This is a genomic window from Denitrobaculum tricleocarpae (genome assembly GCF_007004665.1).
Taxonomy (GTDB): domain Bacteria; phylum Pseudomonadota; class Alphaproteobacteria; order Kiloniellales; family Kiloniellaceae; genus Denitrobaculum; species Denitrobaculum tricleocarpae.
On the sequence record NZ_ML660054.1, the window covers coordinates 587,659 to 609,164 of the forward strand.

At 56.6% G+C, this 21,506-nt stretch carries 26 protein-coding genes; 12 read left to right on the plus strand and 14 right to left on the minus strand.

What is annotated here, in order from left to right; all coding sequences use genetic code 11:
* The first annotated feature begins 484 nt into the window (after positions 1-484).
* Complete coding sequence (locus FKG95_RS11805) at positions 485-679, plus strand: hypothetical protein (protein WP_142896541.1); 195 nt, start codon at positions 485-487, stop codon at positions 677-679.
* On the opposite strand, the gene phhA is transcribed toward FKG95_RS11805, so the two are convergent.
* Together phhA and hppD are read right to left on the minus strand one after the other, a co-directional pair.
* The gene (gene phhA, locus FKG95_RS11810; protein ID WP_142896542.1) at positions 676-1,548 is read right to left on the minus strand and encodes a phenylalanine 4-monooxygenase; all 873 of its coding nucleotides are present in this window, start codon (positions 1,546-1,548) and stop codon (positions 676-678) included. The genes FKG95_RS11805 and phhA overlap by 4 nt on opposite strands.
* A gap of 35 nt (positions 1,549-1,583) precedes the next feature.
* On the minus strand, positions 1,584-2,654 hold the full coding sequence (gene hppD, locus FKG95_RS11815) for a 4-hydroxyphenylpyruvate dioxygenase (RefSeq protein ID WP_142896543.1): 1,071 nt from the start codon (positions 2,652-2,654) through the stop codon (positions 1,584-1,586).
* A 214-nt stretch (positions 2,655-2,868) separates the two neighbouring features.
* Here hppD and FKG95_RS11820 point away from each other — a divergent pair, with 214 nt between their 5' ends.
* Positions 2,869-3,345: an Lrp/AsnC family transcriptional regulator gene (locus tag FKG95_RS11820; protein WP_142896544.1), complete on the plus strand. Its 477-nt coding sequence runs from the start codon at positions 2,869-2,871 to the stop codon at positions 3,343-3,345.
* A gap of 77 nt (positions 3,346-3,422) precedes the next feature.
* Here FKG95_RS11820 and FKG95_RS11825 read toward each other — a convergent pair whose 3' ends face one another.
* The 4 genes from FKG95_RS11825 to FKG95_RS11840 all read right to left on the minus strand — a co-directional run bounded on the left by FKG95_RS11825 (position 3,423) and on the right by FKG95_RS11840 (position 6,592).
* A complete protein-coding gene (locus tag FKG95_RS11825) occupies positions 3,423-4,205 on the minus strand; it encodes a phytanoyl-CoA dioxygenase family protein (protein ID WP_142896545.1) in 783 nt (260 codons plus the stop codon).
* A 117-nt stretch (positions 4,206-4,322) separates the two neighbouring features.
* Positions 4,323-4,994 (minus strand): dienelactone hydrolase family protein, encoded by a 672-nt coding sequence (locus tag FKG95_RS11830; RefSeq protein WP_142896546.1) that lies wholly within the window; start codon positions 4,992-4,994, stop codon positions 4,323-4,325.
* A gap of 34 nt (positions 4,995-5,028) precedes the next feature.
* Positions 5,029-5,919: an NAD(P)-dependent oxidoreductase gene (locus FKG95_RS11835; RefSeq protein WP_142896547.1), complete on the minus strand. Its 891-nt coding sequence runs from the start codon at positions 5,917-5,919 to the stop codon at positions 5,029-5,031.
* A 196-nt stretch (positions 5,920-6,115) separates the two neighbouring features.
* Entirely contained in the window at positions 6,116-6,592 is a 477-nt protein-coding gene (locus tag FKG95_RS11840) for an Lrp/AsnC family transcriptional regulator (RefSeq protein WP_218940165.1), read from the minus strand.
* A 126-nt stretch (positions 6,593-6,718) separates the two neighbouring features.
* On the opposite strand from FKG95_RS11840, the gene FKG95_RS11845 reads away from it, so the two are divergent.
* From FKG95_RS11845 to FKG95_RS11855, 3 genes are all read left to right on the plus strand, one after another.
* Entirely contained in the window at positions 6,719-6,985 is a 267-nt protein-coding gene (locus tag FKG95_RS11845) for a DUF6356 family protein (protein WP_142896549.1), read from the plus strand.
* Positions 6,986-7,092: 107 nt separating this feature from the next.
* The gene (locus FKG95_RS11850; protein WP_142896550.1) at positions 7,093-7,857 is read left to right on the plus strand and encodes a class II glutamine amidotransferase; all 765 of its coding nucleotides are present in this window, start codon (positions 7,093-7,095) and stop codon (positions 7,855-7,857) included.
* A gap of 103 nt (positions 7,858-7,960) precedes the next feature.
* The gene (locus FKG95_RS11855) at positions 7,961-8,722 is read left to right on the plus strand and encodes an SDR family NAD(P)-dependent oxidoreductase (RefSeq protein ID WP_142896551.1); all 762 of its coding nucleotides are present in this window, start codon (positions 7,961-7,963) and stop codon (positions 8,720-8,722) included.
* 22 nt (positions 8,723-8,744) lie between these two features.
* Here the strand turns inward: FKG95_RS11855 and FKG95_RS11860 are convergent, their stop codons facing one another.
* The 6 genes from FKG95_RS11860 to FKG95_RS11885 form a co-directional block, all read right to left on the minus strand.
* A complete protein-coding gene (locus tag FKG95_RS11860) occupies positions 8,745-9,833 on the minus strand; it encodes a hypothetical protein (RefSeq protein WP_142896552.1) in 1,089 nt (362 codons plus the stop codon).
* Entirely contained in the window at positions 9,830-10,420 is a 591-nt protein-coding gene (locus FKG95_RS30325; RefSeq protein ID WP_142896553.1) for a helix-turn-helix domain-containing protein, read from the minus strand. The genes FKG95_RS11860 and FKG95_RS30325 overlap by 4 nt, the downstream gene beginning before the upstream one ends.
* 5 nt (positions 10,421-10,425) lie before the next feature.
* Positions 10,426-11,391 (minus strand): isopenicillin N synthase family dioxygenase, encoded by a 966-nt coding sequence (locus tag FKG95_RS11870; RefSeq protein ID WP_142896554.1) that lies wholly within the window; start codon positions 11,389-11,391, stop codon positions 10,426-10,428.
* Positions 11,392-11,453: 62 nt separating this feature from the next.
* Positions 11,454-12,032, minus strand: a complete 579-nt coding sequence (locus FKG95_RS11875) for a carboxymuconolactone decarboxylase family protein (RefSeq protein ID WP_142896555.1) — start codon at positions 12,030-12,032, stop codon at positions 11,454-11,456.
* A gap of 24 nt (positions 12,033-12,056) precedes the next feature.
* Positions 12,057-12,797: an amino acid ABC transporter permease gene (locus tag FKG95_RS11880; protein WP_142896556.1), complete on the minus strand. Its 741-nt coding sequence runs from the start codon at positions 12,795-12,797 to the stop codon at positions 12,057-12,059.
* 12 nt (positions 12,798-12,809) lie between these two features.
* Positions 12,810-13,559 carry an amino acid ABC transporter ATP-binding protein gene (locus tag FKG95_RS11885; RefSeq protein WP_281281448.1) on the minus strand — a complete coding sequence of 250 codons (750 nt, stop codon included), beginning with the start codon at positions 13,557-13,559 and terminating at the stop codon, positions 12,810-12,812.
* A 293-nt stretch (positions 13,560-13,852) separates the two neighbouring features.
* Between FKG95_RS11885 and FKG95_RS11890 the strand changes: the two genes are divergently transcribed.
* From FKG95_RS11890 to FKG95_RS11900, 3 genes are all read left to right on the plus strand, one after another.
* On the plus strand, positions 13,853-14,629 hold the full coding sequence (locus tag FKG95_RS11890) for a transporter substrate-binding domain-containing protein (protein ID WP_142896557.1): 777 nt from the start codon (positions 13,853-13,855) through the stop codon (positions 14,627-14,629).
* A gap of 71 nt (positions 14,630-14,700) precedes the next feature.
* Positions 14,701-15,456 (plus strand): creatininase family protein, encoded by a 756-nt coding sequence (locus FKG95_RS11895; protein WP_142896558.1) that lies wholly within the window; start codon positions 14,701-14,703, stop codon positions 15,454-15,456.
* Between the two features lie 117 nt (positions 15,457-15,573).
* On the plus strand, positions 15,574-16,140 hold the full coding sequence (locus FKG95_RS11900) for a TlpA disulfide reductase family protein (protein ID WP_142896559.1): 567 nt from the start codon (positions 15,574-15,576) through the stop codon (positions 16,138-16,140).
* A gap of 2 nt (positions 16,141-16,142) precedes the next feature.
* Here the strand turns inward: FKG95_RS11900 and FKG95_RS11905 are convergent, their stop codons facing one another.
* On the minus strand, positions 16,143-16,619 hold the full coding sequence (locus tag FKG95_RS11905) for a PAS domain-containing protein (RefSeq protein ID WP_142896560.1): 477 nt from the start codon (positions 16,617-16,619) through the stop codon (positions 16,143-16,145).
* Positions 16,620-16,998: 379 nt separating this feature from the next.
* Here FKG95_RS11905 and FKG95_RS11910 point away from each other — a divergent pair, with 379 nt between their 5' ends.
* A complete protein-coding gene (locus tag FKG95_RS11910) occupies positions 16,999-18,198 on the plus strand; it encodes a multidrug effflux MFS transporter (RefSeq protein WP_179954067.1) in 1,200 nt (399 codons plus the stop codon).
* Positions 18,199-18,249: 51 nt separating this feature from the next.
* Here FKG95_RS11910 and FKG95_RS11915 read toward each other — a convergent pair whose 3' ends face one another.
* A complete protein-coding gene (locus tag FKG95_RS11915) occupies positions 18,250-18,690 on the minus strand; it encodes a hypothetical protein (protein ID WP_142896562.1) in 441 nt (146 codons plus the stop codon).
* 316 nt (positions 18,691-19,006) lie between these two features.
* Here FKG95_RS11915 and FKG95_RS11920 point away from each other — a divergent pair, with 316 nt between their 5' ends.
* From FKG95_RS11920 to FKG95_RS11930, 3 genes are all read left to right on the plus strand, one after another.
* Positions 19,007-20,293, plus strand: coding sequence for a BaiN/RdsA family NAD(P)/FAD-dependent oxidoreductase (locus FKG95_RS11920; RefSeq protein ID WP_142896563.1), 1,287 nt, complete (start codon positions 19,007-19,009; stop codon positions 20,291-20,293).
* A 235-nt stretch (positions 20,294-20,528) separates the two neighbouring features.
* Complete coding sequence (locus tag FKG95_RS11925; RefSeq protein ID WP_142896564.1) at positions 20,529-20,750, plus strand: hypothetical protein; 222 nt, start codon at positions 20,529-20,531, stop codon at positions 20,748-20,750.
* Positions 20,751-21,135: 385 nt separating this feature from the next.
* On the plus strand, positions 21,136-21,435 hold the full coding sequence (locus FKG95_RS11930; protein ID WP_142896565.1) for a hypothetical protein: 300 nt from the start codon (positions 21,136-21,138) through the stop codon (positions 21,433-21,435).
* Positions 21,436-21,506: the final 71 nt, after the last annotated feature.

Here is a 21,506-nt window from a genome sequence, read left to right on the forward strand (position 1 = left end):
CGAAAGAAGCGGCTCTTCTTCTGTCACGGTGAGAGAGGGAAATAAAGGTCTAAATCGAATGTTTTCCCGAACGCCGATTGCTTTATGCAGAGGCGTCAAATCGCGGTTAGGGATTTACGGGTGGCGGCTCGATGACCAGAGGAACAGGTCAGGCAAGAGCCACATCGGATGGATGAACCTTTTCCGGCGCTGCTCCCGCTCCATGACGTTCTAAAGGATCTGGGCGGCCAGCATCGCGAACCATAGCACTGCCTTCAAACTCTTCTGCATCGAGGAGTCTAAGCTGGACTTCCAAATAACCTGGGTTCCCAACGGGGCGGGCAGAGCTCGCACAGTCCGAGCAGAATTTCCTGCTGTCGACCACCCCCCGTCGCAAGGCGCCGAAGACACTTCTGAAACGAGCGACGCTGGTCTGGAACGGGTTCTTGTTGCACGGATCAACGCCGGCACAGGATCGAGGCGAGGTCGTCACCATTCGACGGAGGTGTGTGACTATCACGCGACCTTCCCTGCCGCGCTGGCCATCATTCCACACTACGACGAAGGCCCCGATAAGCCGCACGGAGCAAAACGCTTCTTCGAATTCGAAAATCCGAAAGACGAGAATGCCAATCGCCTGAAGAGAATTCTTTTACACCTGGGGTACCGGGATCACGGAACGGAAGGAGAAGGCAATTAACGGTGATAGCTGCCATTACCTCTGAAGATCACACGATCGCTTTCCAGGATCACACCGGGATCGAAATCAGGGCGGCGATCCAACTCTTTGTAAATAGGCGCAAAATCTTGCGCTGTCGCGTTGAAGAGACTCTGGAAACTCTTGATCACAAAATAAGTCTCCTGAAAATCGTCGATGCGGTAGAGCGTCGACATCACCCTTTCCAGGTCAAAACCGATACGATTGGGAGAGGGTGATTCGAGGGCGAATATGCTCTCGCTTTTCGAGGAAACGATACCGGCACCATAAATCCGCAAACCCTCGCGCGTTTCTATCAAACCGAATTCGACCGTGTACCAGTAGAGACGCGCCAGATATTGCAGAGCGCCCTTTCCCGAGGCACGCAGACCGCCCTTTCCATAAGCCTGCATGTAGTCGGCGAAGACCGGATTTGCGAGCAGCGGCACATGTCCGAAAACATCGTGAAAGAGATCGGGCTCTTCCAGATAGTCGAGCTGCGCACGATCCCGGATCCAGTGGGTCGCAGGAAAACGCCGGTTGGCGAGATGATCAAAGAAGACCTCGTCCGGCACCAGTCCGGGTACCGCAACAATCGTCCAGCCCGTGGCGTCCTTTAAGAGTTCGTTCAAGCGCGCAAAGTCGGGAATACCGTCCGCAGCGACGGAGAGGAAATCGAGCCCCTCCAAGAACTCGGGCACAACCCGCCCCGGCAGGAGCGCGGCCTGACGCTCGAAGAGCTCACGCCAGATGGCGTGATCTTCATCGCTGTAGCTCTCCCAATTCTGATCGACCGTGAAGTCAGCCCTGACGCCGGTTGAAGGCAACGCGCTCTCCGAGTTGAGCGATGATGAATTCGGCAGTGGCAGCATAGCGTCCTCCAGGCCGATCAGTACACGAGACAGGTCTACGCGACGTCCAGGACACCGCGCCGGATCTGGTCCTGTTCAATCGAGTCAAACAGCGCCTTGAAATTACCCTCGCCAAACCCTTCATCGCCCTTACGCTGGATCAGCTCAAAAAACACCGGACCGATGACCGTCTTGGTGAAGATCTGCAGCAGACGGCCGCCATCCTCGGTGGGCGCTCCGTCGATCAGGATCCGGTTGCTCTTCAAGCGCTCGACGTCCTCGCCGTGACCAGGCAGGCGTTCGTCGATGTTCTCGTAATAGGTCTCGGGTACGTCGCGTTGAAAGTCGATCCCGCGCTCTGTCAAAGCCTCAACTGAAGCGTAGATGTCGTCGGTTCCCAGCGCGATATGCTGGATACCTTCGCCATTGTACTGCTCCAGATACTCGGCAATCTGAGACTTGTCATCGGAACTCTCATTGATGGGGATGCGGATTTTACCGCAGGGCGAAGTCATGGCGCGGGACTTCAGGCCGGTCAGTTTGCCTTCGATGTCGAAGTAGCGGATTTCCTTGAAATTGAAGAGCCGCTCGTAAAAACCGCCCCACTCATCCATGCGGCCCCGGTGCACGTTGTGGGTCAGGTGATCGATGTAGGTCAGGCCGGCGCCCCTGGGGTTCTGGTCGACACCTTTGATGGGAACGAAATCGACATCGTAGATCGAACCGTGCTCTCCATAGCGGTCGACAAGATAGATCAGAGAGTCGCCGATCCCCTTAATCGCCGGGATGTTTAACTCCATCGGACCGGCTTTACTCTCTACGACCCAGCCGCCCAGATGCTCCGCCCGCTTACAGGCTGCCGCGGCATCCTTAACACGAAAGGCAATGGCACAAACCGAGGGGCCATGGAGTTGGCTGAAGGCGCGCGGGAAGCCTTCGCGCTCTGCATTGATGATGAAATTGACGTCCCCCTGGCGATAGAGCGTGACGTCTTTTGAGCGATGGCGGGCAACCGCTGTAAAGCCGAAGGTTTCAAACAGCTCACCCAGCGCTTTCGGATCCGGCGAGGCATACTCAATGAATTCAAAACCGTCGGTCCCCATGGGGTTTTCCCAAACGTCGCTCATCACTCTCTCCTCGATTTGGCTGTGCGGCAGATGCACCGCATGACTTCGGCCATGCATCGCTCTTTCCTTTGGCACCTTTTGGATGCACACGGCGAAGCCTTGGCTATCCTATGATTATGCCACCAAAAAGCGCACAAGATCCTTGCGAATTGCTGTAGGAAAACGCTATAACTTGCACGAAACATGCGTAAATCATGATTCATAAGGTATTTTCATGCATTTTGACACCATGGACCTCAAAATACTTTCAAGCCTGCAGGCCAATGCCCGCCTGTCGAACGTGGAGCTCTCCGAGCAGGTCAACCTCTCGGCTTCTCAGTGTTACCGACGGCTCAAACGCATGGAGGATTCCGGCATCATCAGGGGCTATACCGCTCTTTTGGAGCCCGGCACCCTGGGCTTCGGCGTGATGGCCCATGTCAATGTTTCGCTCGAGAAGCATGGTGATAATCCGGTCCAGGCCTTTAGGGCGGCCATTCACGATTATCCCGAAGTCTTGGAATGCCACGCTGTATCAGGTGATGCGGACTACGTGCTGCGGGTGGTGGCGCCGGACCTGAAGGCCTTCTCCAACTTTCTCATGCACCGCCTTCTGGCGTTACCCTTCATCGCCACTGTGCGGTCCAGCATCTTCCTGGACGAACTCAAGAATACGACGACACTGCCGTTGCAAAGCTTGAGTCATGATTAATCAAGTTCCCACAGCGTTAAGACAAATTGGGTTAAGACAAACTGGAGATCCGGATATGAAGACCAAATCAGGGTAGCTTAGTCAACAGGCTGTGCGCGGCTGGTGCCTTTCGTCGCGCGGTAGCTGGGTGCGGCAATTCTGCTGAAGAGCATGGCCGGATTGAAATCACTGTACCTGATCCGGTAAGGCAGCAACTTCATCACCTTCCAGCTGCCAGACGCGCTTGCTTTGCACTGAGCGCGCAAGACACGGCGGGTCGTTCCGGGCTGCAGAACGCCGCCTGCATGAAAGCCATCCGTGTCGAATACAATAAGAGTGCCGGCCACGGCTTCGATGCTGGTGGCATGCGCGCGGTGTTCCTCAGGCAAGGCGTTGGGGATCAACTCCGGAACACCGCCCAACTGGGCAAAACGCTTGCGGTAGCTGGTGTTTTGCCTCTGCGATCCCTTGACGTAACAGAACGCGCCGTTCGCGGCTGTCGTATCATCAAGATAGATCATGAATTTCAGGCTGCGGTGCGTATCGAAATGGATGTCGGATAAGGGCATGGCTTGGAACTCTTTTGTCCCAATCACGGCGTTACAGAAATCTGAACCAGGCAAATAGGCCGACGCGAGTTTTTCCAGAGTCTCATTGAAGAAAACGGAGGCAAGGGACGAGTTCTGCAGCTTGCCTGTTCGAAGCCCCGGATCATCCAAAGCGATGCGGAAGGCTCTTCCCGGCTGATGCTCGATGTGCACGATGCCGTCGTCAGGCATTTTGAGAATGCGTTCGAACTCCTCCCGAAGACCGTCCAGCAGATCACATGAGACAAAACCCTCATGCACCGAGACACCGTCACGGCGGAGCGTTTCGAGCATTTCTCCAAGCTGCAAGGTCACGTGTCTGCCCAGGCCCCAATTTCAAAACCCGCATCCCGTAGACTTTAAAACCACAGGGCAAAAGATCCGTTAATCGCCTTTACCGGCCGAGAGCTGCTACGTCATAAACCGGTCCAGAAACGCCAGGGTTCTGCTTTTCGCGAGCGCCGTGCTTTCCGCGTGAAAGCCGCTGCGCTCATCGCAGGTGAAACCGTGTCCGGCATCATAGAGAAACACCTCAACCTGAGCATCGGCTTGCGCCTCTTTTATCGCCTCGACATGTTCGGGCAGGATCATCGGATCCGTGCTGCCGAAGTGCATTTGGACAGGACAATTCGGGGGTTCGTCCTTGAACTCGAGGATTTGCCCGCCGTAGTAACATACGCTTGCTGCGGGCCGGAGACGGGTGGCGCTCAACCAGGCCACCGAGCCCCCATAGCAATACCCCACAACACCGACTTTGCCGTGGCGTGACAGACTGGCCATCGCAGCTTCGATGTCCTTCACCGCGTCGTCCCAGGCTATTTCCAGGCGCAGTTTGCGCCCCCGCGCGGTGCCCGCCTCGTCATACTCCAGCTCAAGACCCGGCTCGATGCGGTCGAATAGAGCCGGCGCCACCGCCACATAACCCGCTTCGGCGTAGCTGTCGCAGACGTGACGGATATGCCCGTTCACACCAAAGATCTCTTGAACGATCACGACACCGCCCTTAGCTTCACCCGTCGGCTCCGCGCGATACCCGCCGAGCTTGTGGCCGTCCGACGTGGTGAGTTCTATCGTCTCGCCCATGACAGAGTCTCCCTGAACCAAACCTCAACGACGCTCAAGCTTTATAACTCTTACCCAACTGCCGCAAGCGCCGGATCAGGCTGGAGGTATCCCAGCGGCCACCGCCCAGAGCCTGAACATCACCGTAGAACTGATCGACCAGCGCGGTAACCGGCAGACTTGTGTTCAAGCGGTCCGCTTCGGCCAGCGCGATACCCAGGTCCTTGCGCATCCAGTCGACCGCAAACCCAAAATCGAACTTGTCGTCCACCATGGAGTCGTAGCGGTTTTCCATCTGCCAGGACTGTGCCGCGCCTTTGGAAATCACTCCGGCGACCTGCTTGGCATCCAGACCCGCTTTTTGAGCGAAGTGCATACCTTCCGACAGCCCCTGAACGAGGCCGGCAATGCAGATCTGATTGACCATTTTCGTCAGCTGCCCCGCGCCGACCGGACCCAGCAATGTCACGGCCTGTGCGTAGGATTCCACGGCCCCTTTCACAGCGGAAAAAGAGGCCTCATCGCCACCGCACATGACAGTCAGAACACCGTTTTCCGCCCCGGCTTGCCCGCCTGAGACGGGGCCATCGATGAAGCCGATGCCAAGGGTTTCACCCGCCGCCGCCAGCTCACGCGCGACGTCTGCGGATGCCGTGGTGTGATCGACGAAAATAGTGCCCTTGCCCATGCCGCTGAAAGCGCCATCCTCGCCAAGGACAACCGAGCGAAGATCATCATCGTTGCCGACACAGGCCATGACGATCTCAGCATCCAGCGCAGCTTCACGGGGAGTCGCCGCGGTCTTTCCCTTGTACTTCTCTGCCCAGGCCTCAGCCTTTGCGGGCGTGCGATTGTAAACAGTCACATCGTAACCGTCGTTGGCCAGATGGCCGGCCATTGGAAATCCCATTACGCCAAGGCCGAGGAAAGCGACTTTCTTGCTCATGAATATCTCCCTTAGCGCAACACAAACCGATGCCTGCAGGTTCGACTGCGCCTGTTTCTCTCGTTGAAAATGAAGTCCCCGGCAATCGCACCAAAACCTCCGCCCTGGGCAATCATCCGGAATAGATCAGCAAATCAGATGATAGTATTAGCGGAGGGAGCGGCGTGGCCGCAAGACTCCTCGCCTTGCGAAGGCACTACCCGGCATAAGCGAGCGGCAGAGCCGTCGTGTACTTGATCTCTTCCATCGCAAAGCTGGAACTGACATCGGTCAGATCAATGCGTTGAATCAGACGCTGGTAAAAGGCGTCGTAGGCTGCAATATCCGGAACCACAACGCGCAGCATGTAGTCAACGTCGCCGCTCATGCGATAAAACTCCATGACCTCCGGGAAGTTCACGACGACTTTCGCAAATTCTTCCAGCCACTTAACATCGTGCTTGCTCGTCTTGACGCCGACGAAAACCGTTACACCAAGATTGAGTTTGTCCCGATCCAACAGGGCGACGCGGCGCCGCAGAACACCGCTCTCTTCAAGATGGCGGATCCGCCGCCAGCAGGGTGTTTTGGACAGCCCGACTCGTTCGGCAATATCTGCGACCGGCAGGCCGGCATCTTCCTGCAAGCACTCCAAAATTTTTCGATCTATGGAATTCAAGGAATTTTGTTCCATTTTTTCACTTAAATTGAGTACACAATACGGAAATTAGAGCCATATAAGCGCATATTAAGAACCATTTTTCAAGAGAGGCGCATTATCGTTTTAATTCGAATGTGACAAAACGAGCTATGGATCACCATGAAAACGCTTTTCACCGAGCATCCCAATTCCGTCAACGAAACCTACGGGCAGCACATGGTTATGAGCGCCTCCTTCGGCGTTGCCATGCTCTGTGGCGCTTTCGCCGCAATGGTCCATGCGGTATTCCCGTTCCTCTTTGAGAAGACGGGCAGCGCAATTATCACGCGCCTGCATGACCGCATGGTCACGAACCGGGTACGGCTTTCCGGCGATGCTCGTCAGCCGGCGAAACAGGCGCCCATTCAACCCGTAGCAGCCGAATAACGCCGGCTCACCGCTTCCATCCCCTCCCTCCAAGTTAACCGAAACATCATGGGTTTCCGGTTAAATGACGCAGCTCTTAAAGACTAGAGCATGCGAGGACACCCGGCATGTGCAGATGGTTGGCCTATAGCGGATCCCCGATTTTCCCTGAGGATCTGATTTTCACGCCCGACAATTCCTTGGCAGCTCAGAGCCTTCATTCCTGCAAGGCGAAGGTAAGCGTCAATGGGGATGGATTCGGGCTCGGCTGGTATGGGGAACGCGATGTCCCGGGCGTTTACCGTGAAGTCCTTCCGGCCTGGAGCGACTGCAATCTGCGCAGTCTGGCCTCCAGCATCCGCAGCGGTCACTTCTTCGCCCATATCCGCGCCTCGACCGGCACCGCGACCTCGCGCCGAAATTGCCACCCTTTCACCTACGGCAAGTGGCTCTTCATGCACAACGGCCAGATCGGTGATTACGAACTTCAGCGCCGCCGGCTGGAGGCATTGTTGCATGACGATCTTTATGCGCGCCGTGAAGGCTCGACCGATAGCGAGCTGATCTTTTACCTGCTGTTCCACTTTGGTTTGGAAGAAAACCCTCTCAAGGCCCTGCGCGCGACCCTCGAGGAAGTGGCAAGATCCACAGAAGCGTCTGGTTCAAGGAAACCCTTCCGCTGCACCGCTGCGCTGACCGACGGCCGGACCAACTATGCGGTTCGTTTCTCGACCGACGCGCATCCGCCAAGCCTTTTCTGGCAAGAGAGATCGGAACATACGCTAATCGTATCCGAACCGCTCGATACAGCTGTCGGCGAGTGGCAGCAGGTTCCCGCCTCCACGGTCCTGGTCACGGATCCCGGCAACAAGGTCAGGACCGAAGCGCTTTAAGCAAATCACACTCTGAACCTCCGGCTTGCCCTGGAGTGCGGAATGATGACAATCGTATCCGTCACTCAGAATCGACACGTCAGAAATCAGGGAATGATTGTCAATGCAGGATCTTTCAGGCCAGGTCGCCATCGTCACGGGTGCCAGCAAAGGGATCGGAGAAGCCGCCGCCAAAACGCTCGCCAGCTGTGGTGCGAAAGTCGTTCTGGCGGCCAGAAGCCTTGAGAAATGCGAAGCCATCACGGAAGAGATCAAGGCCGCGGGCGGTAACGCCCTGGCGGTTGGATGCGATGTCTCGGACTATGCAGCCGTCACGGCACTGGTCGAGAAGACCTCAGAGGCTTTCGGACCCACGTCGATCCTGATCAACAATGCCGGCGTTATCGAGCCGATCGGAAGTATTCTGGATGGCGACCCGGCGGACTGGGCCGCAAACATCAACATCAATCTTCTCGGGGTCTACCACTGCACCCGCGCAGCCTTGCGCGATCTGATGCACAGAGATGGCGTGATCATCAACATCAGCTCGGGTGCGGCCCACAACGCGCTCAAGGGCTGGAGCGCCTACTGCAGCGGCAAAGCGGCTGTTGCCATGTTTACTCAGGCAACGGCGCTGGAATACGCTACGAACGGCGTCAGGGTCTTCGGCTTCGCACCCGGTACCGTCGATACGGATATGCAGGTGACGATCAAGGCATCGGGAATCAATCGGGTCAGTCAGATGAACCGGGAAGAGCACGCGCCGGCCGACGTGCCCGCCCAAGTCATCGCATACCTCTGCTCTCCGGCGGCAGCGGATCTCGCAGGCCATGAACTCTCAATCAGGGACGAGATTTTGCGCCAACGCGCCGGATTGCCAGACTGAAAGGGCTATCCGGCGAAAAGCCTTACACTCCAATCCTCATCGACGGATTATCAATCAGTCTCTGCAAGACGGGCCATTCATCCAGGCTCGCTTGTGTTTGCGGAAATCTCTCGGGCCGCAGGCGTCCCTGCTCCCAGAGCGCCGTTCCATCGACATGCACGCTGGGGTCCAGCAGCATCCAACAGATCTCTCCGGGGGCATAGGCCCCGCAGGTATGGAAGTGCAGAACCCGCGGGTTGTTAAACACCGTGTTCGACCAGCGGTCAGGGTTGTCTTCCGCGGCCCAGCCATAAGAACAACCAGGATGTATCCCCGCGTGCCAGGAGTGCACGGCAGCCGGATCGATCGCGAAAAGCCCGGAGACATGATCGTAGTGCCGCTGGACCGGGTCCACGGCAGCAGCGTCACCGGAAAATGAGACAATACGGCCTGCCTCGATCTGCGCGAAGACAGGCGTCTCAAGCTTTAGAAAGGCTGGCTCATAAGCTTTTGAACCTGTTGGCGTCAGGTAGCGCGCCAGAGCCACGCGCCCGCCAAAGCCACGCGCGTCGAGCGGCTGCGGCACGCCGAGCGGAAAGCGGCGAATGGAAACCTCGGCGGATTCTCCCGGTGTCACATCGGCGGGCGCGCCCTCGATCCGGCTGCCGAGCGGACAGGTGATCTCGATCCGGCGGGCGTTCAGAAGAACCTGGTCGACCGCTCTCTTCAGAGACTGCATGGCCCCATGATCCACAGTAGCGAAATCCGACGCCAGCATCTCGGCATTTCGGAGGTAGCACATAATTTTCGTTTTGCCGGGCTGGACCTCTGCGAAACGATCCTGGTCGCCGATACGGGCAAAATAGATGACATTGCCATAGCGCTCGCTGAGTTCGGCAGTGACCGGGTCCAGCAGTTCGGATGGTGCGCCGACCATCACACACTTCGGTTTCAGTCCGAGACGCTCCGCCTGCCGTGCGACTGTCTTCGGCAGAGCCTCGTCATACCAGCCCAGGGCCGGATCTTCATGAAGGATCAAAATCTCACTGCCGGGTGAAAAGCCGCCGCAATGCAGCAAGAGGTTCCGGGCCGCTTTCTCGAGCCTGTCCTCGATCACGCTCTTCTTCGTCATCGCCTCCGCTCCGCCTGCACGGTCAGAAACGTGAACTCCTCACTCACGACCCGGCGAAAACCGTGACTGAGCTCGGAATCGAGACTGAGGCTGTCGCCCGCCTTCATGACCATGTCCCGGTCGCCGTAACCGTAGACCGCCTCGCCCGCCAGAACATAGATGAAGACCACGCCATGGCCGACGTAGATAGGCGGCCGCGCCGTTTGACGGCGCAGGGTCACACGCCGGGCTTCGAACTGCAGATCGTGGCGGGTGTGGAACGCCAGGTTGATGAATTCGTGCTCGTGCTGTTCGACGATACGGGTCGAGCGCAGACCTTCACCGCTTCGGACAAAAGTGAAGTCGGTGTGGTTTGTCGTCGTCTCCCGGAAAAGGCTCACCAGCGGAACGTTCAGTGTCCGGCTCAGCGCGTTCAATGTTGAGATCGACGGCGAGACCTGACCGCTCTCGATCCGGCTGACCATGGATGCGGAAACACCTGATGCCAGGGCAAGATTGCGCGCCGACAACCCTTGCTCTTCGCGCAAGGCCCTCAACGCAACGCCGATGGCCAGGTCCGTAGCTTCACTGGTTTCGGGTTCCCGCATCCCTGTCATGCTTTCCGGTAGGAGAAGGCTTTTTCAAAGCGCCAGACAAGATAGTCGCCACAGGTTGTGGCCGGTTCTCTTGGCTCATGTGCGGCCCCGTAGATTTCCCGCGCATCGATCACCGTCTCTGGGTCCGGATCGAAGGCCAGGACAAGCGACAAACGTTCCCTGCCGGAGCTGTTGACCACCCTGTGCGGTGTTGAGGTGTAGGCGTGATCCGTCCAGCGGGCCAGAAGATCGCCGACATTGACGATCAGACTGCCCTCAATTGGCGGTGCTTCGATCCAGTCGCCGTTGACGTCCTGCACCTGCAAGCCTCCGACGGAATCCTGGCAAAGGACCGTGAGAACACCAAAATCCGTATGTGGTCCAACTCCGAACTGTGCTGTCCCCATCTCCTCCGGCTGCGGCGGATAATAGACAAAGGACGCGCGGCTCAGAGGGCGCTCGCTATTTCGGAGAAAGAACCGGGGATCGAGACCAAGCCCCAGGGCGAAGCCTCTCATGAGATGATGCGCGACCTCATGTGCATGAGCGAAATAGGCCATGGCGTGCGACTGCATGTCAGGCAGAAAGTCCGGCCAGAGGTTTGGACCCCGCAAAGGGTGATCGCCCGGCACGCTGCCGTCTTCAGCCTGATATCCCCAGATAAAGCTCTCTTTGAGATCGGCCTTGGCATCATCCTGCATCTTGGCGCCGCCCTGCCCCAGCCAACCCCGGTGATGCGCCGAGATCCGGATGCCTTCCTTGTCGTCAGGGTTGCTGCGAAAAAACCGAAGTGCCGTCTCTCGCGCGGTTTCAATGACGCTGTCAGGAATCCCGTGCCCCTTGATATAGATGAAGCCGAGGCCGCTGCTGGCGGCATGAAGCGCCTTCCCCACAGCCAGCGGATCGCTGCCGTCGCGCAGCGGCGATATGTCGATGACCGGGATCAGATCATCGTCAAACCGCTTCGCTTGGGCGTAGTTCATCGGGGTGCTCCTGGACTCAAATTATTGCTTATAAATAAAATAGTTGCATTTTAAGCAATATGTCAAGATTCAGCGTAATAGCCGACGGTATCGCCGTCGGTGGTCACGCCGAGCCCGTTCAGCAGGCGGTTCACATAGTTGAAGTAACCGACGATCTGATTGGCTTCGAGGATCTCTCCATCATCGATACCCTGCTTTCGAAGAGCCTCGACGTCGTTCTCCACCATCTCGCCAGGTTTCAATGTCAATTTCGCGGCGTATTCCAAAAGCGCAAGCTCGCGGCCCCCAAAAACCGTCTCGGGACGGCGAGCCCGCAGGGCTTCCCCGATGGCATCCGCCCGCGCTTCATCGCCGATCAGATGACGGGCGTTTGCCCAGTGATTGGCGAGCGAGTATGCGCAGTCGTTGAGGATGGAAACATAGGAACTGATTGTCTCCTGTAGCCACATCGGAAGTGTATTTGCCTCGTCGTGCAGGGCCGCGCGGTAGAGAATGACATGACCGCGCATGGTGTTGGGCCGCAAGGAATGCACCCGCATCACATTGTCGACCGTACCATGCGGTGTCCGCGCCAGAGAGAGGACATCACGCAACGCCTCGTCCGCCTCTTCATCGGGAGTCATTTTTATCCAAGCCGACATTTCTCGTTCCTCAATTCCTACGCCCTAATTGCGTTCGTCCGATTGCATCCGCCGCTCCAGCCAGCGCACGCCGGCCGAGACGATCAGGATCAAAACCAGATACTCAAGCACCAGGATGGTGTAGATCTCGAGCGGCCGGTATTCACTGACCACCAGTTCATTGGCCTTACGGGTCAGTTCCTGCATGCCGATCACCGAGACCAGCGACGACATCTTCAGCATATAGACAAGCTGGTTGCCCAAAGCCGGCAGGATCCGCCGAATGGCCTGGGGCAGGATCACGAAGCGCATGGTGTCGGCGTAGGACAGGGAAATTGAATGCGCGGCCTCGTACTGTCCCTTTGCAATCGACTGAATACCCGCGCGAAAAATCTCCGCTTCGAATGCGCTATCCGATAGAGCGAGTGCGATTACACCGGCCCAGAACACGGTGATGGTCAGACCTGAGAGCTGAGGCAGACCATAATAAACCCAAAGGATCAACACCAGAATCGGGACCGCCCGAACCACCTCGACGTAAGTGCGGCTGACGACACGCATGGACCGATTGGAGGAGAGACCGGGCAGCGCGATCAGCAAGCCGACAACGACCGATATGCTGATCGCGGTCACCGACAGGAGGACGGTGTAGTAGAGGCCACTGAGCAGAAACTGCAGATTGACCGCGCCGTTCTTCGTGGTCGGATCGACCACGTACCAACCCCATTGATCGGAGCAGCCGGAGACCAGTGTCAGCATCAAAAGGCAGATTATTGCTCGGTACATCTTCATGCCTTCCTAGTGCTGCAAAATCTTCTGAAGGAAATCCTGGCAGCGCCGGCTCTTGGGCGTATTGAAGAAGGTCTCGGGACCGGCTTCCTCAACGATTTCGCCGTGGTCCATGAAGACCATTTTGTCGGCGACACGGCGGGCAAACCCCATTTCATGGGTCACACAGATCATCGTCATCCCGCTCTCGGCCAGTTCCGTCATCACGTCGAGGACTTCATTGATCATCTCCGGGTCCAGTGCCGAAGTCGGTTCATCGAACAGCATGATGCGCGGCTCCATGCAAAGAGACCGAGCAATCGCCACACGTTGTTGCTGACCACCTGAGAGCTGCCGGGGATACTTATCGGCCTGCTCGGGAATGCGTACCCGCTCCAGATAGCGCTGCGCGAGATCCCGGGCTTCCTCGCGGGGCAGCTTGCGCGCCCGGACGGGTCCCAACATGAGATTTTCGATCGCTGTCAGGTGTGGAAAAAGATTGAACTGCTGAAAGACCATTCCAACGCTGGAACGCACTTTATTCAGACTTGCATGGTCGTGGCCGAGTTTCGTGCCCTCAACGCTTAAGGTGCCGGACTCATGCTGCTCCAGCCCGTTGATACAGCGGATTAACGTGGATTTTCCCGAGCCGGACGGGCCACAGACGACAACACGTTCCCCCAGCGCGACTTCCAGTGAAATTTTTTTGAGCACCTGGAAGCTGCCGAAAAACTTGTCGACCGCTTCGAAACGGATAATCGGCACCGCACCCTCTCCCACGGCTCGTCCCCCTTTTTCCTGCGCTTCTCGCGGGATTTATTTTCGCGGAAAGTCTATCTGCAATATAACGCCACACGCAATAAATTCATTTTCTTGCAATTTCGAGACTTCGACAGGATGATATCGCGTTACGGAAGCAATGTGATTGGTCCTGCTTTGTGATCGCAGCGCTCGGCAACTTAAGACGTGAGAAACACGCAAATTTTGCTGGCGTGCAACCCGGATTTAAGGCTCGATAACTTGAGTTTTGCTGCAGGACATCCTTTTAGGCACAGGGAAACTGGGAGAAGGCAATGAAGTTTCTTAAACTGGCATCGACAGCGGTCGTGCTGCTGTTGGCAACAACGCAGGTTCAGGCACAATCGGCTCTGAAAGACATTTTGAGCGAAGGCGTGCTCAAGGTCGGGACGACCGGTGACTGGAATCCCATGACCATGAAAGACCCGGCAAGCAACAGCTATACCGGTTACGACATTGACGTCATGACTCAGCTCGCTTCAGACCTTGGGGTCACGGTTGAGTTCGTGCCGACGGACTGGAAAACGCTGGTCAGCGGCGTCACCGCCGGTAAATACCATATCACCGGATCGGCTTCGGTTTCGCCGTCCCGGGCAAAGGCCGCGGGCTATTCCGCCAGTTACTTCGCGTTGGCAACCGTGCCGCTGGTGAACGCAAAGAGCGGCGACAAGTTCAAAGACTGGGCTGATCTGGACGTGGAAGGTGTCACCGTGGCGGCAACGCTCGGCACGACCCAGGAGAAACAGGTCAAAAGCTTCTTCCCGAACGCCAGCCACAGGATCGTTGAGGCGCCGGCCCGCGACTTTCAAGAGGTTCTGGCCGGTCGTGCGGATGCACACATCACCTCGAACGTCGAAGCTTTCAAGCTGGTCGAAAAGTACGCGGACCTGAAAATCGTGCCGGTCTCTGCGCCGCGGGCGCGCACACCGATCGCGATGCTTCTGCCACAGGACGATCAGGTCTGGATCAATTACGTCAACACCTGGATCACGCTGAAAAAAGAGTCGGGTTTCTTTGAAGAGCTCGGAAAGAAATGGCGTTTGACCGAATAGCAAAAGAAGGGGGCTAAGCCCCCTTTTTTCGTTTCAGTAAGCCGCAAAGACACGGATGAGCTGATTGCGCCATGAAACTGCAGATGATGACCTGGCCCGAGGTAGAGGACTACTTGAGAAGGTCGCGCGGTATCATCATGCCGGCCGGTTCAACCGAGCAGCATGGCCCGATCGGATTGATAGGAACGGACGCGCTATGTGCCGAAAAAATCGCTGAAACCGCCGCGCAATCTGCCGGCGCCATCGTTGCCCCCACACTGGCACTCACACCGGCGCCCTTTAACATGGATTTTCCTGGTACCCTTTCGCTCTCCGCAGATGTCTTCGAAAGCCTGGTGAGTGAGATCATGGAAGGGCTCATGCACCATGGCTTCGAGAGCATTTACTTTTTGAATGGTCATGGCGCAAACCTTGCGCCTCTTGAAGCCGTGGCGGCGCGGCACGCCAACGCGCGTATCCGGATCCGCAGTTGGTGGGACTTCGATGACGTGAACGTTCTGCGAGACAGATACTACGGTCATTGGGAAGGAATGCACGGGACGCCTTCCGAGGTTGCGATCACCCAGGCAGCGCACCGTCTTGTGCCGCCGCATCCGCTCTCTGAAACGCCGCCCGAGCCCCTGCCCGATGGCTTCCTGCAAGCGCACTCAGGCGACCGGCATGGCCCTCCGGACGAGCATAGAAAGCGTTTTCCAGATGGACGGGTGGGATCCCATTCGGCGCTTGCAACGCCCGCCCACGGAGCAGAGCTTATCAGCGTGGCTGCGGCGGCCGTAGCCCGGGATTATCTGCAGTTCCTTGCTGCCGGTGCCCGGAAACCAGCTTAAGAGGCGTGCGAAACAATTAGGAATGACGTCATTCTCTCCTGTCACAGCGCATAAACTCTGCGTGAGGGAAGTCCTTGCCATGTTGATCGACAAACTCTCAGCGGCCATGTTTGCAGTATGTCAAAGTACTCCTGGAAAAAATTGCGCAACACCGCAGCTATTGCCCTTTTGGCAGGGTTCCTGGCCGGCCCCTTTACTGATCGGATGGCACAGGCGGAGACGACCGTTCTGGACGCGCCAAAGCGTGAAGCAATTGCTGCACTTCCGACCCTGCGTGGCAGTGGCATCGAGGCCCAAGACCTGGAAAACCGGGTTGTCGTTGTCGCGTTCTTCGCCAGCTGGTGCCCGCCCTGCAATCCGGAGTTCGATCATCTTGAAGCTGTTCGGACCAAGTTCGACGGCGAAGCGGTTGAAATCCTCGCGGTAAACATCTTCGAGTCTTTCTCCGGCCTGGGCAGTGACGCCCGCTTGCAGAGCTTCCTTGATCTCAAAAACCCCGGCTTCAAGACTCTGGGAAAGGGTGAAGAGATATCAGCCGACTTCGGCACCGTAAGCCGTATTCCGTCCGTCTTCGTATTCGACAGGAAAGGTGCTCTCGCCTTCAACTTCGTCCATGCCGAAGGCGCTCAAAAGACTCACGTCGAAGAAGACGAACTCACTGAAGTGATCGAGAAGCTTCTCTAGACTTAAACGTTCTCGAAAACCAGTGCCCCAAGGATCATGTCGACCTGCTCGCCATCCTCGGAGAGCGGCAGCAACAAACGCGCGAGCTTGACAAAGTCCTTATCCGAGAAGGGCGCAGAGGAGTTGTTAACGAAGGGCTCTCCGTGCCGGGCCACACGACTGTAGAGCTCTGTCATGGGCGCCAGGTTGGCGTCGTCGTAAAAGGATGAGAAATTCCGGCCCGTCGGATCAGACCCAACGATCTCCGTGATCTTGCTGCCAACCAGCCGGAAGCGGAAATCCGGCTCGCCCCTCGACCAAGCCACATCGACGAGAAAGATAATGGGAAGCAATTCGGGAACGTCCAAGGGGTCGATTTGAGCACGGCTCGGTAGGCGCCCCCCACGAGACTTGGACACCCAATAATCATAGAGTCTTGCTAATGGTTGAGACTTGATCGTATCTCGAAATGCACTTGCCGATTGTTTGACGTCAAACATAGAAATTCTTTATAGGAAATCACCAAACCAGTCGGCTATACACTCTACATGAGGAAATGCAAAGAATTTTTCATTAATCCTGTATTGAACTACCTTTCAAAGAAGTGAAACATATAATACATGATCGCACTTTTACTCTTAACACAGTAAAAATTTTATTTCCTGCGCACATATCGACTTTAAATTGAGGAACTAATTTCAATTCCCCAGTGACGCAACGCGCACCGGAACGATCTCAAAGCGGAAATTCGCACTGCAGCCTGACGTTTGGGGCGACAAGTTAATCCGTGCCATGTAATCTGATACGTCCCGAGTTGAATAACCTCTTCCCAGTCTTTGTCCGCCCAACCCGCGTTTGCCAGGGAGGCTCCTGCGCACAGTGACGTCTCGTCCACCCCGCCCGGCCCTTGCCATTTTGATCGCCGTCGCGGCGGTCGGTCCGCTTGCGTTAAATATATTCACGCCATCGATGCCGGGCATGCAGCGCGTCTTTGACGTAAGCTATGGCACGATCCAGCTGACAATTACGCTGTACCTCTTTGGTACGGCTGTCGCGCAACTCCTTTACGGCCCCCTCTCCGACCGCTTTGGCCGCAGGCCCGTGCTCCTGATCGGCCTCTGCCTCTTTTTGCTGGGCAGCATCGCCTCGGCCTTCGCAACCTCGATAGTCTGGCTCTTGATCTCCCGAACCCTGCAAGCGGTTGGCGGGTGCGCGGGTTTGGTGCTGAGCCGGGCCATCGTACGGGACATGCATAGCCGCGAAAAATCAGCAAGCATGATTGGTTACATCACCGTCGGCATGGTCGTCGTGCCAATGATTTCTCCCCTTATTGGCGGCGTTCTCGATCAATGGTTCAACTGGCGGGCGGGTTTCCTCTTTGTCACTGCAGCCGGCTTTATCGTCCTGCTTGCGACGCTCCTGAAACTACCTGAAACCAACTTCGACCTGCGCCCCATACCGGGTCTCAGAGGAATACTGTTGAGCTATAGCGGGTTGCTGAAATCGCGCGAATTTCGGCACTACGCGTTTAATGCAGCTTTTACGTCGGGCGCCTTCTTTGCCTTTCTCTCAGGGGGGCCCTTTATCGCCATCGAATTGATGGCACAGCCAACATCGGTTTACGGGATCTGTTTCGTATTCGTCGCGCTTGGCTATATGTCTGGTAATTTCCTGACCGGCCGTCTGGCGGAGCGCATGGGTACGGATACGATGATCACGCTGGGCAGCAGCCTCTCCCTTGCCGGCGCGGTTACAATGTGTCTCCTTGCGCTCACAGGCAACATCAACCTGGTCACGATATTTGGCCCGATGGCTTTGATCACCTTTGGCAATGGACTCAGCCTGCCAAGCGCAACTGCGGGAAGCGTGAGCGTGAATCCTAAAATCGCCGGTGCCGCAGCCGGTCTTGCCGGATTTATGCAGATGACACTCTCGGCCTGCATCACTCTTTTTGTCGGTTACCTGCAGAGCGACAGCGCGCTTCCAATGATTCTCACCATCCTTGCAACCAGTGCCATCGCCACATCGATCCACGCACACGCCCGCATCCGGAAAGCCAAGACCGCACCACAGCCGTAACACGGGGGCTGGCAGGAGTTTCCGCTTGCGATACCTCCGCAGGTGTGGCTGTCAACTCTGATATTTTCGGTCCTGGGCGGATGGAGCCCCCCACAGCTCTTGCCCCGGAAAGGCATCAGTCAGAATCTCCGATAGGCTTGCGAGGACTTCCCGCGCCGTCTTCTGATGAAGTTTCTGAGCGCTTGGACCATCAATGAAGTAGAGCTCTAGGTGATCTAGATAGCGGACTGTGACACCGCGTTCATGGTTCTGGTCCAAAATGAAGATCTGTATCTCCTCTGCATCGCCATTCATTTGATTCGGCCCAACGTAGCGAAAGTTCAAATCACCGGTGCTGTTACGAATTTTCTCGAGATATCGAACGACAGGCAGCATTTTGCGATGAACACGCGGCCTTGCCTGAGCGCTCTGGACTGGAGCACGCGCCTCGGTACCGGGCTGGCTGTCCGGTACCTCGTTCCACCAACTCTTGAGAAAGCGCAAGAGCTTCATAACTGTCCCTAAGCTACCGGGTCCAAAACAAGGTGCGGTATGTTGAACCCTCACCAATAAAATCCCGCGGGTATTAAATCTCATCGGCACACTAAAAGAGATACCAGTACTAAGCCGGAAAGCTGTGTCAAAGGGGTGGCTATTTACTGTTCTTATTAGTCAATTTGATCATTCGTGAGGTCGCAAGGAGACTATGCTTCTAACGCTTGCGCGGTAAGCGCGTGCGAGTGTAACAAGAGGTAATATCAGTCCGCCAATCGTCCTGATCCGCTCGCCACAAGGCCGGGACATCAGAATCGTTCTTGGAGATAGTTTGTTGGAATCCGCGCGACCGAGGATCGCCATTGTCGGAGGTGGACCCGCGGGATTGATGGCTGCGCAACGCCTCTCTGCCAAAAACTTCGATGTTGCACTGTACGAAGCCAAAGCCTCATTTGGCCGTAAGTTTCTTCTGGCAGGTCGGGGCGGCCTGAACCTTACGCACTCCGAAGACTCCAAAAAATTCATAGCGCGTTACGGTCCGTCGGCCACTTTCTTTCAAGAAAAGCTTGCTCGCTTCTCGCCGGATGACCTGCGGAGCTGGAGCGAAGATCTAGGCATCAAGACCTTCGTCGGCTCCAGTGGTCGTGTCTTCCCCCAAACTTTCAAAGCCTCGCCACTCCTGCGCGCCTGGCTGAGACGCCTGCAGGAACAAGGTGTCGTCTTACAAACTGACTGCAGATGGCAAGGCATAAAAAGCCTGCCGCCGCGCGACGCAAAGCCTGGAGACGCGCCGCTTGAACTCAGAATTCTGAACCGTGACGGCATTGAATTTACGGTGATTGCGGACGCAATCCTGCTTGCTCTCGGAGGAGCAAGTTGGCCCAGGATGGGATCAGACGGGAAATGGCTCCAGAGCTTTAAGCAGATGGGTGTGCCATGTACAGAGTTCCAGCCAAGCAACTGCGGCTTCAATGTGAGTTGGAGCGAGAGCTTCAAGCAGCGTTACGCGGGGACCGCTCTCAAAAACCTTGGTCTGACCGCAGGAGGCGCCCATGCCAAGGGTGAGATCATGATCGCTGATTACGGAGTCGAAGGCGGCGGCGTCTATGCTTTGGGTCGGGCTCTCCGCACCGAACTTCGGGAAAACACCCAAGCTCGCCTTGTCCTCGATCTCAAACCGGACCTCGACCGTGACAAAATAGAACAACGCCTCTCATCGCAGCGCACTAAAGACAGCCTGTCCAGCAGACTGCGTAAGTCCATAAAACTTGCCCCCGCCGCCGCCGCGCTGTTACGCGAGTGTCATGCCGGCACCGAGCTCTCTTCGCCGGAGCAGGTTGCAGCAGCCGTGAAAGCCGTTCCTGTTGCTCTGACCGGCAGTCAGCCTCTGGAGCGGGCAATTTCTTCCGTGGGAGGGCTGGAACTGGACGCTGTGAACCATGAGCTCATGATCAAGAACCTGCCCGGCGTGTTCGTTGCCGGCGAGATGCTGGACTGGGATGCACCGACCGGTGGCTATCTGTTGCAAGGCACCTTTGCAACCGCCGCCTGTGCAGCTGAGGGCATAGAAAACTGGTTGTCGGTCCTCTCGTCACACTCAGGGCCGACAAGCTCGCAATAGCCGGGACCATCTCCCATCCGGTTATCCTCCGGCGCACGCCCGCCTCACTCAGCGCGCCGCACGGGAACTATGTCACTGCAATGTCACAGGATTTTTTGCATCCCGCCATCGTATGGTCACAAACGAGCACTAATATCATCAGGTGTTCGATGACTCTAATCAGACATCCATGTGAATTGACTTGAGCGTTGGGCTCGTCCCGCGACGAGCGTGACAAAAGGGGGGACTGGCGACTATGCCCACTTTACAGGCCATTGACTTAGACCAGTTCGAAGCTGTTGCCGATGGATCTACGCAGTCATCGCCGACAACCGAATTTGCAGCTGCCTCCGGTGAGGTAAAGGCCAGCCGGCTGCGCGGGTACTTCGCTCTTTGCACACTCTTTGCGATCGCGGGCCTGGGCTATACCGGACTCTTCCTGATGTTTGATCATCTGGTTGCACTCGCCAAGGGCTAAGTTGCCCCAAAGCCGTTTGAGGACTGCAGCCTCAGACCTCACGTTTTGGCGGCGGCGATGACCTGTCGTTCAACTGCGATAGAGCGGCTCTTTTGGTTAACACAAAGCCCGTCAAAAATTGAATAGGCCTACAACCTGTTGATTCAGCGCCGTTAACGACCATTGGTCAAGACTGTGATACACTGTAGTCTGTCCTTGTGAGAAGCAGTGTAAACGAGGGTTTGACCGGCGGCACCGGAACAGCAGATATCGTTCTTCTCTTGAACGATTGCGGCAGCGGCGAACACTGCCCCGATGCGGGTTCATTGGATCAGTCACGCTTGGCGTATTGCCGTGGCACCGCCCTCGTTACATTGTGACTCGAGCGCTTATCGCTGGGGGAACGATGCAAGCAGAGCAACTACCAACGGAATTAGCCCAGATCTGGGCACGCCAACTCAAACCCTTGGGTTGGGAAGAACGCATCCTGCTGATGAATGAATTTCATGAAAACCTGAAGGAAATGATCCCGGATTTCGGAGAATTTTGCGAAGTCTTTCCAGCCATCGTTACGGAGACGCTGAACCAGATTGATGAGAGCGAGATCTCCTGCGATGCCCAAGCGCACATCTACGCAAATTCCGCCGATGAAGAGCATCGTCAACTGGCAGGCGCTTGGTTCCGCGCGCACAATAAGAGCGCTTGAGCCTGTTCGACATCAGATGCCGGCCCGAAACAGCTCGAGGCTTGAGCGGATCGGTGTTCCATGTTGAAGTT

Coding starts and splice junctions, on each gene's coding strand:
- phhA (WP_142896542.1), bottom strand. CDS start 1,548: ATGCTGCCACTGCCGAATTCATCATCGCTCAACTCGGAGAGCGCGTTG.
- hppD (WP_142896543.1), bottom strand. CDS start 2,654: ATGAGCGACGTTTGGGAAAACCCCATGGGGACCGACGGTTTTGAATTC.
- FKG95_RS11820 (WP_142896544.1), top strand. CDS start 2,869: ATGCATTTTGACACCATGGACCTCAAAATACTTTCAAGCCTGCAGGCC.
- FKG95_RS11825 (WP_142896545.1), bottom strand. CDS start 4,205: ATGCTCGAAACGCTCCGCCGTGACGGTGTCTCGGTGCATGAGGGTTTT.
- FKG95_RS11830 (WP_142896546.1), bottom strand. CDS start 4,994: ATGGGCGAGACGATAGAACTCACCACGTCGGACGGCCACAAGCTCGGC.
- FKG95_RS11835 (WP_142896547.1), bottom strand. CDS start 5,919: ATGAGCAAGAAAGTCGCTTTCCTCGGCCTTGGCGTAATGGGATTTCCA.
- FKG95_RS11840 (WP_218940165.1), bottom strand. CDS start 6,592: ATGGAACAAAATTCCTTGAATTCCATAGATCGAAAAATTTTGGAGTGC.
- FKG95_RS11845 (WP_142896549.1), top strand. CDS start 6,719: ATGAAAACGCTTTTCACCGAGCATCCCAATTCCGTCAACGAAACCTAC.
- FKG95_RS11850 (WP_142896550.1), top strand. CDS start 7,093: ATGTGCAGATGGTTGGCCTATAGCGGATCCCCGATTTTCCCTGAGGAT.
- FKG95_RS11855 (WP_142896551.1), top strand. CDS start 7,961: ATGCAGGATCTTTCAGGCCAGGTCGCCATCGTCACGGGTGCCAGCAAA.
- FKG95_RS11860 (WP_142896552.1), bottom strand. CDS start 9,833: ATGACGAAGAAGAGCGTGATCGAGGACAGGCTCGAGAAAGCGGCCCGG.
- FKG95_RS30325 (WP_142896553.1), bottom strand. CDS start 10,420: ATGCGGGAACCCGAAACCAGTGAAGCTACGGACCTGGCCATCGGCGTT.
- FKG95_RS11870 (WP_142896554.1), bottom strand. CDS start 11,391: ATGAACTACGCCCAAGCGAAGCGGTTTGACGATGATCTGATCCCGGTC.
- FKG95_RS11875 (WP_142896555.1), bottom strand. CDS start 12,032: ATGTCGGCTTGGATAAAAATGACTCCCGATGAAGAGGCGGACGAGGCG.
- FKG95_RS11880 (WP_142896556.1), bottom strand. CDS start 12,797: ATGTACCGAGCAATAATCTGCCTTTTGATGCTGACACTGGTCTCCGGC.
- FKG95_RS11890 (WP_142896557.1), top strand. CDS start 13,853: ATGAAGTTTCTTAAACTGGCATCGACAGCGGTCGTGCTGCTGTTGGCA.
- FKG95_RS11895 (WP_142896558.1), top strand. CDS start 14,701: ATGAAACTGCAGATGATGACCTGGCCCGAGGTAGAGGACTACTTGAGA.
- FKG95_RS11900 (WP_142896559.1), top strand. CDS start 15,574: ATGTCAAAGTACTCCTGGAAAAAATTGCGCAACACCGCAGCTATTGCC.
- FKG95_RS11905 (WP_142896560.1), bottom strand. CDS start 16,619: ATGTTTGACGTCAAACAATCGGCAAGTGCATTTCGAGATACGATCAAG.
- FKG95_RS11915 (WP_142896562.1), bottom strand. CDS start 18,690: ATGAAGCTCTTGCGCTTTCTCAAGAGTTGGTGGAACGAGGTACCGGAC.
- FKG95_RS11925 (WP_142896564.1), top strand. CDS start 20,529: ATGCCCACTTTACAGGCCATTGACTTAGACCAGTTCGAAGCTGTTGCC.
- FKG95_RS11930 (WP_142896565.1), top strand. CDS start 21,136: ATGCAAGCAGAGCAACTACCAACGGAATTAGCCCAGATCTGGGCACGC.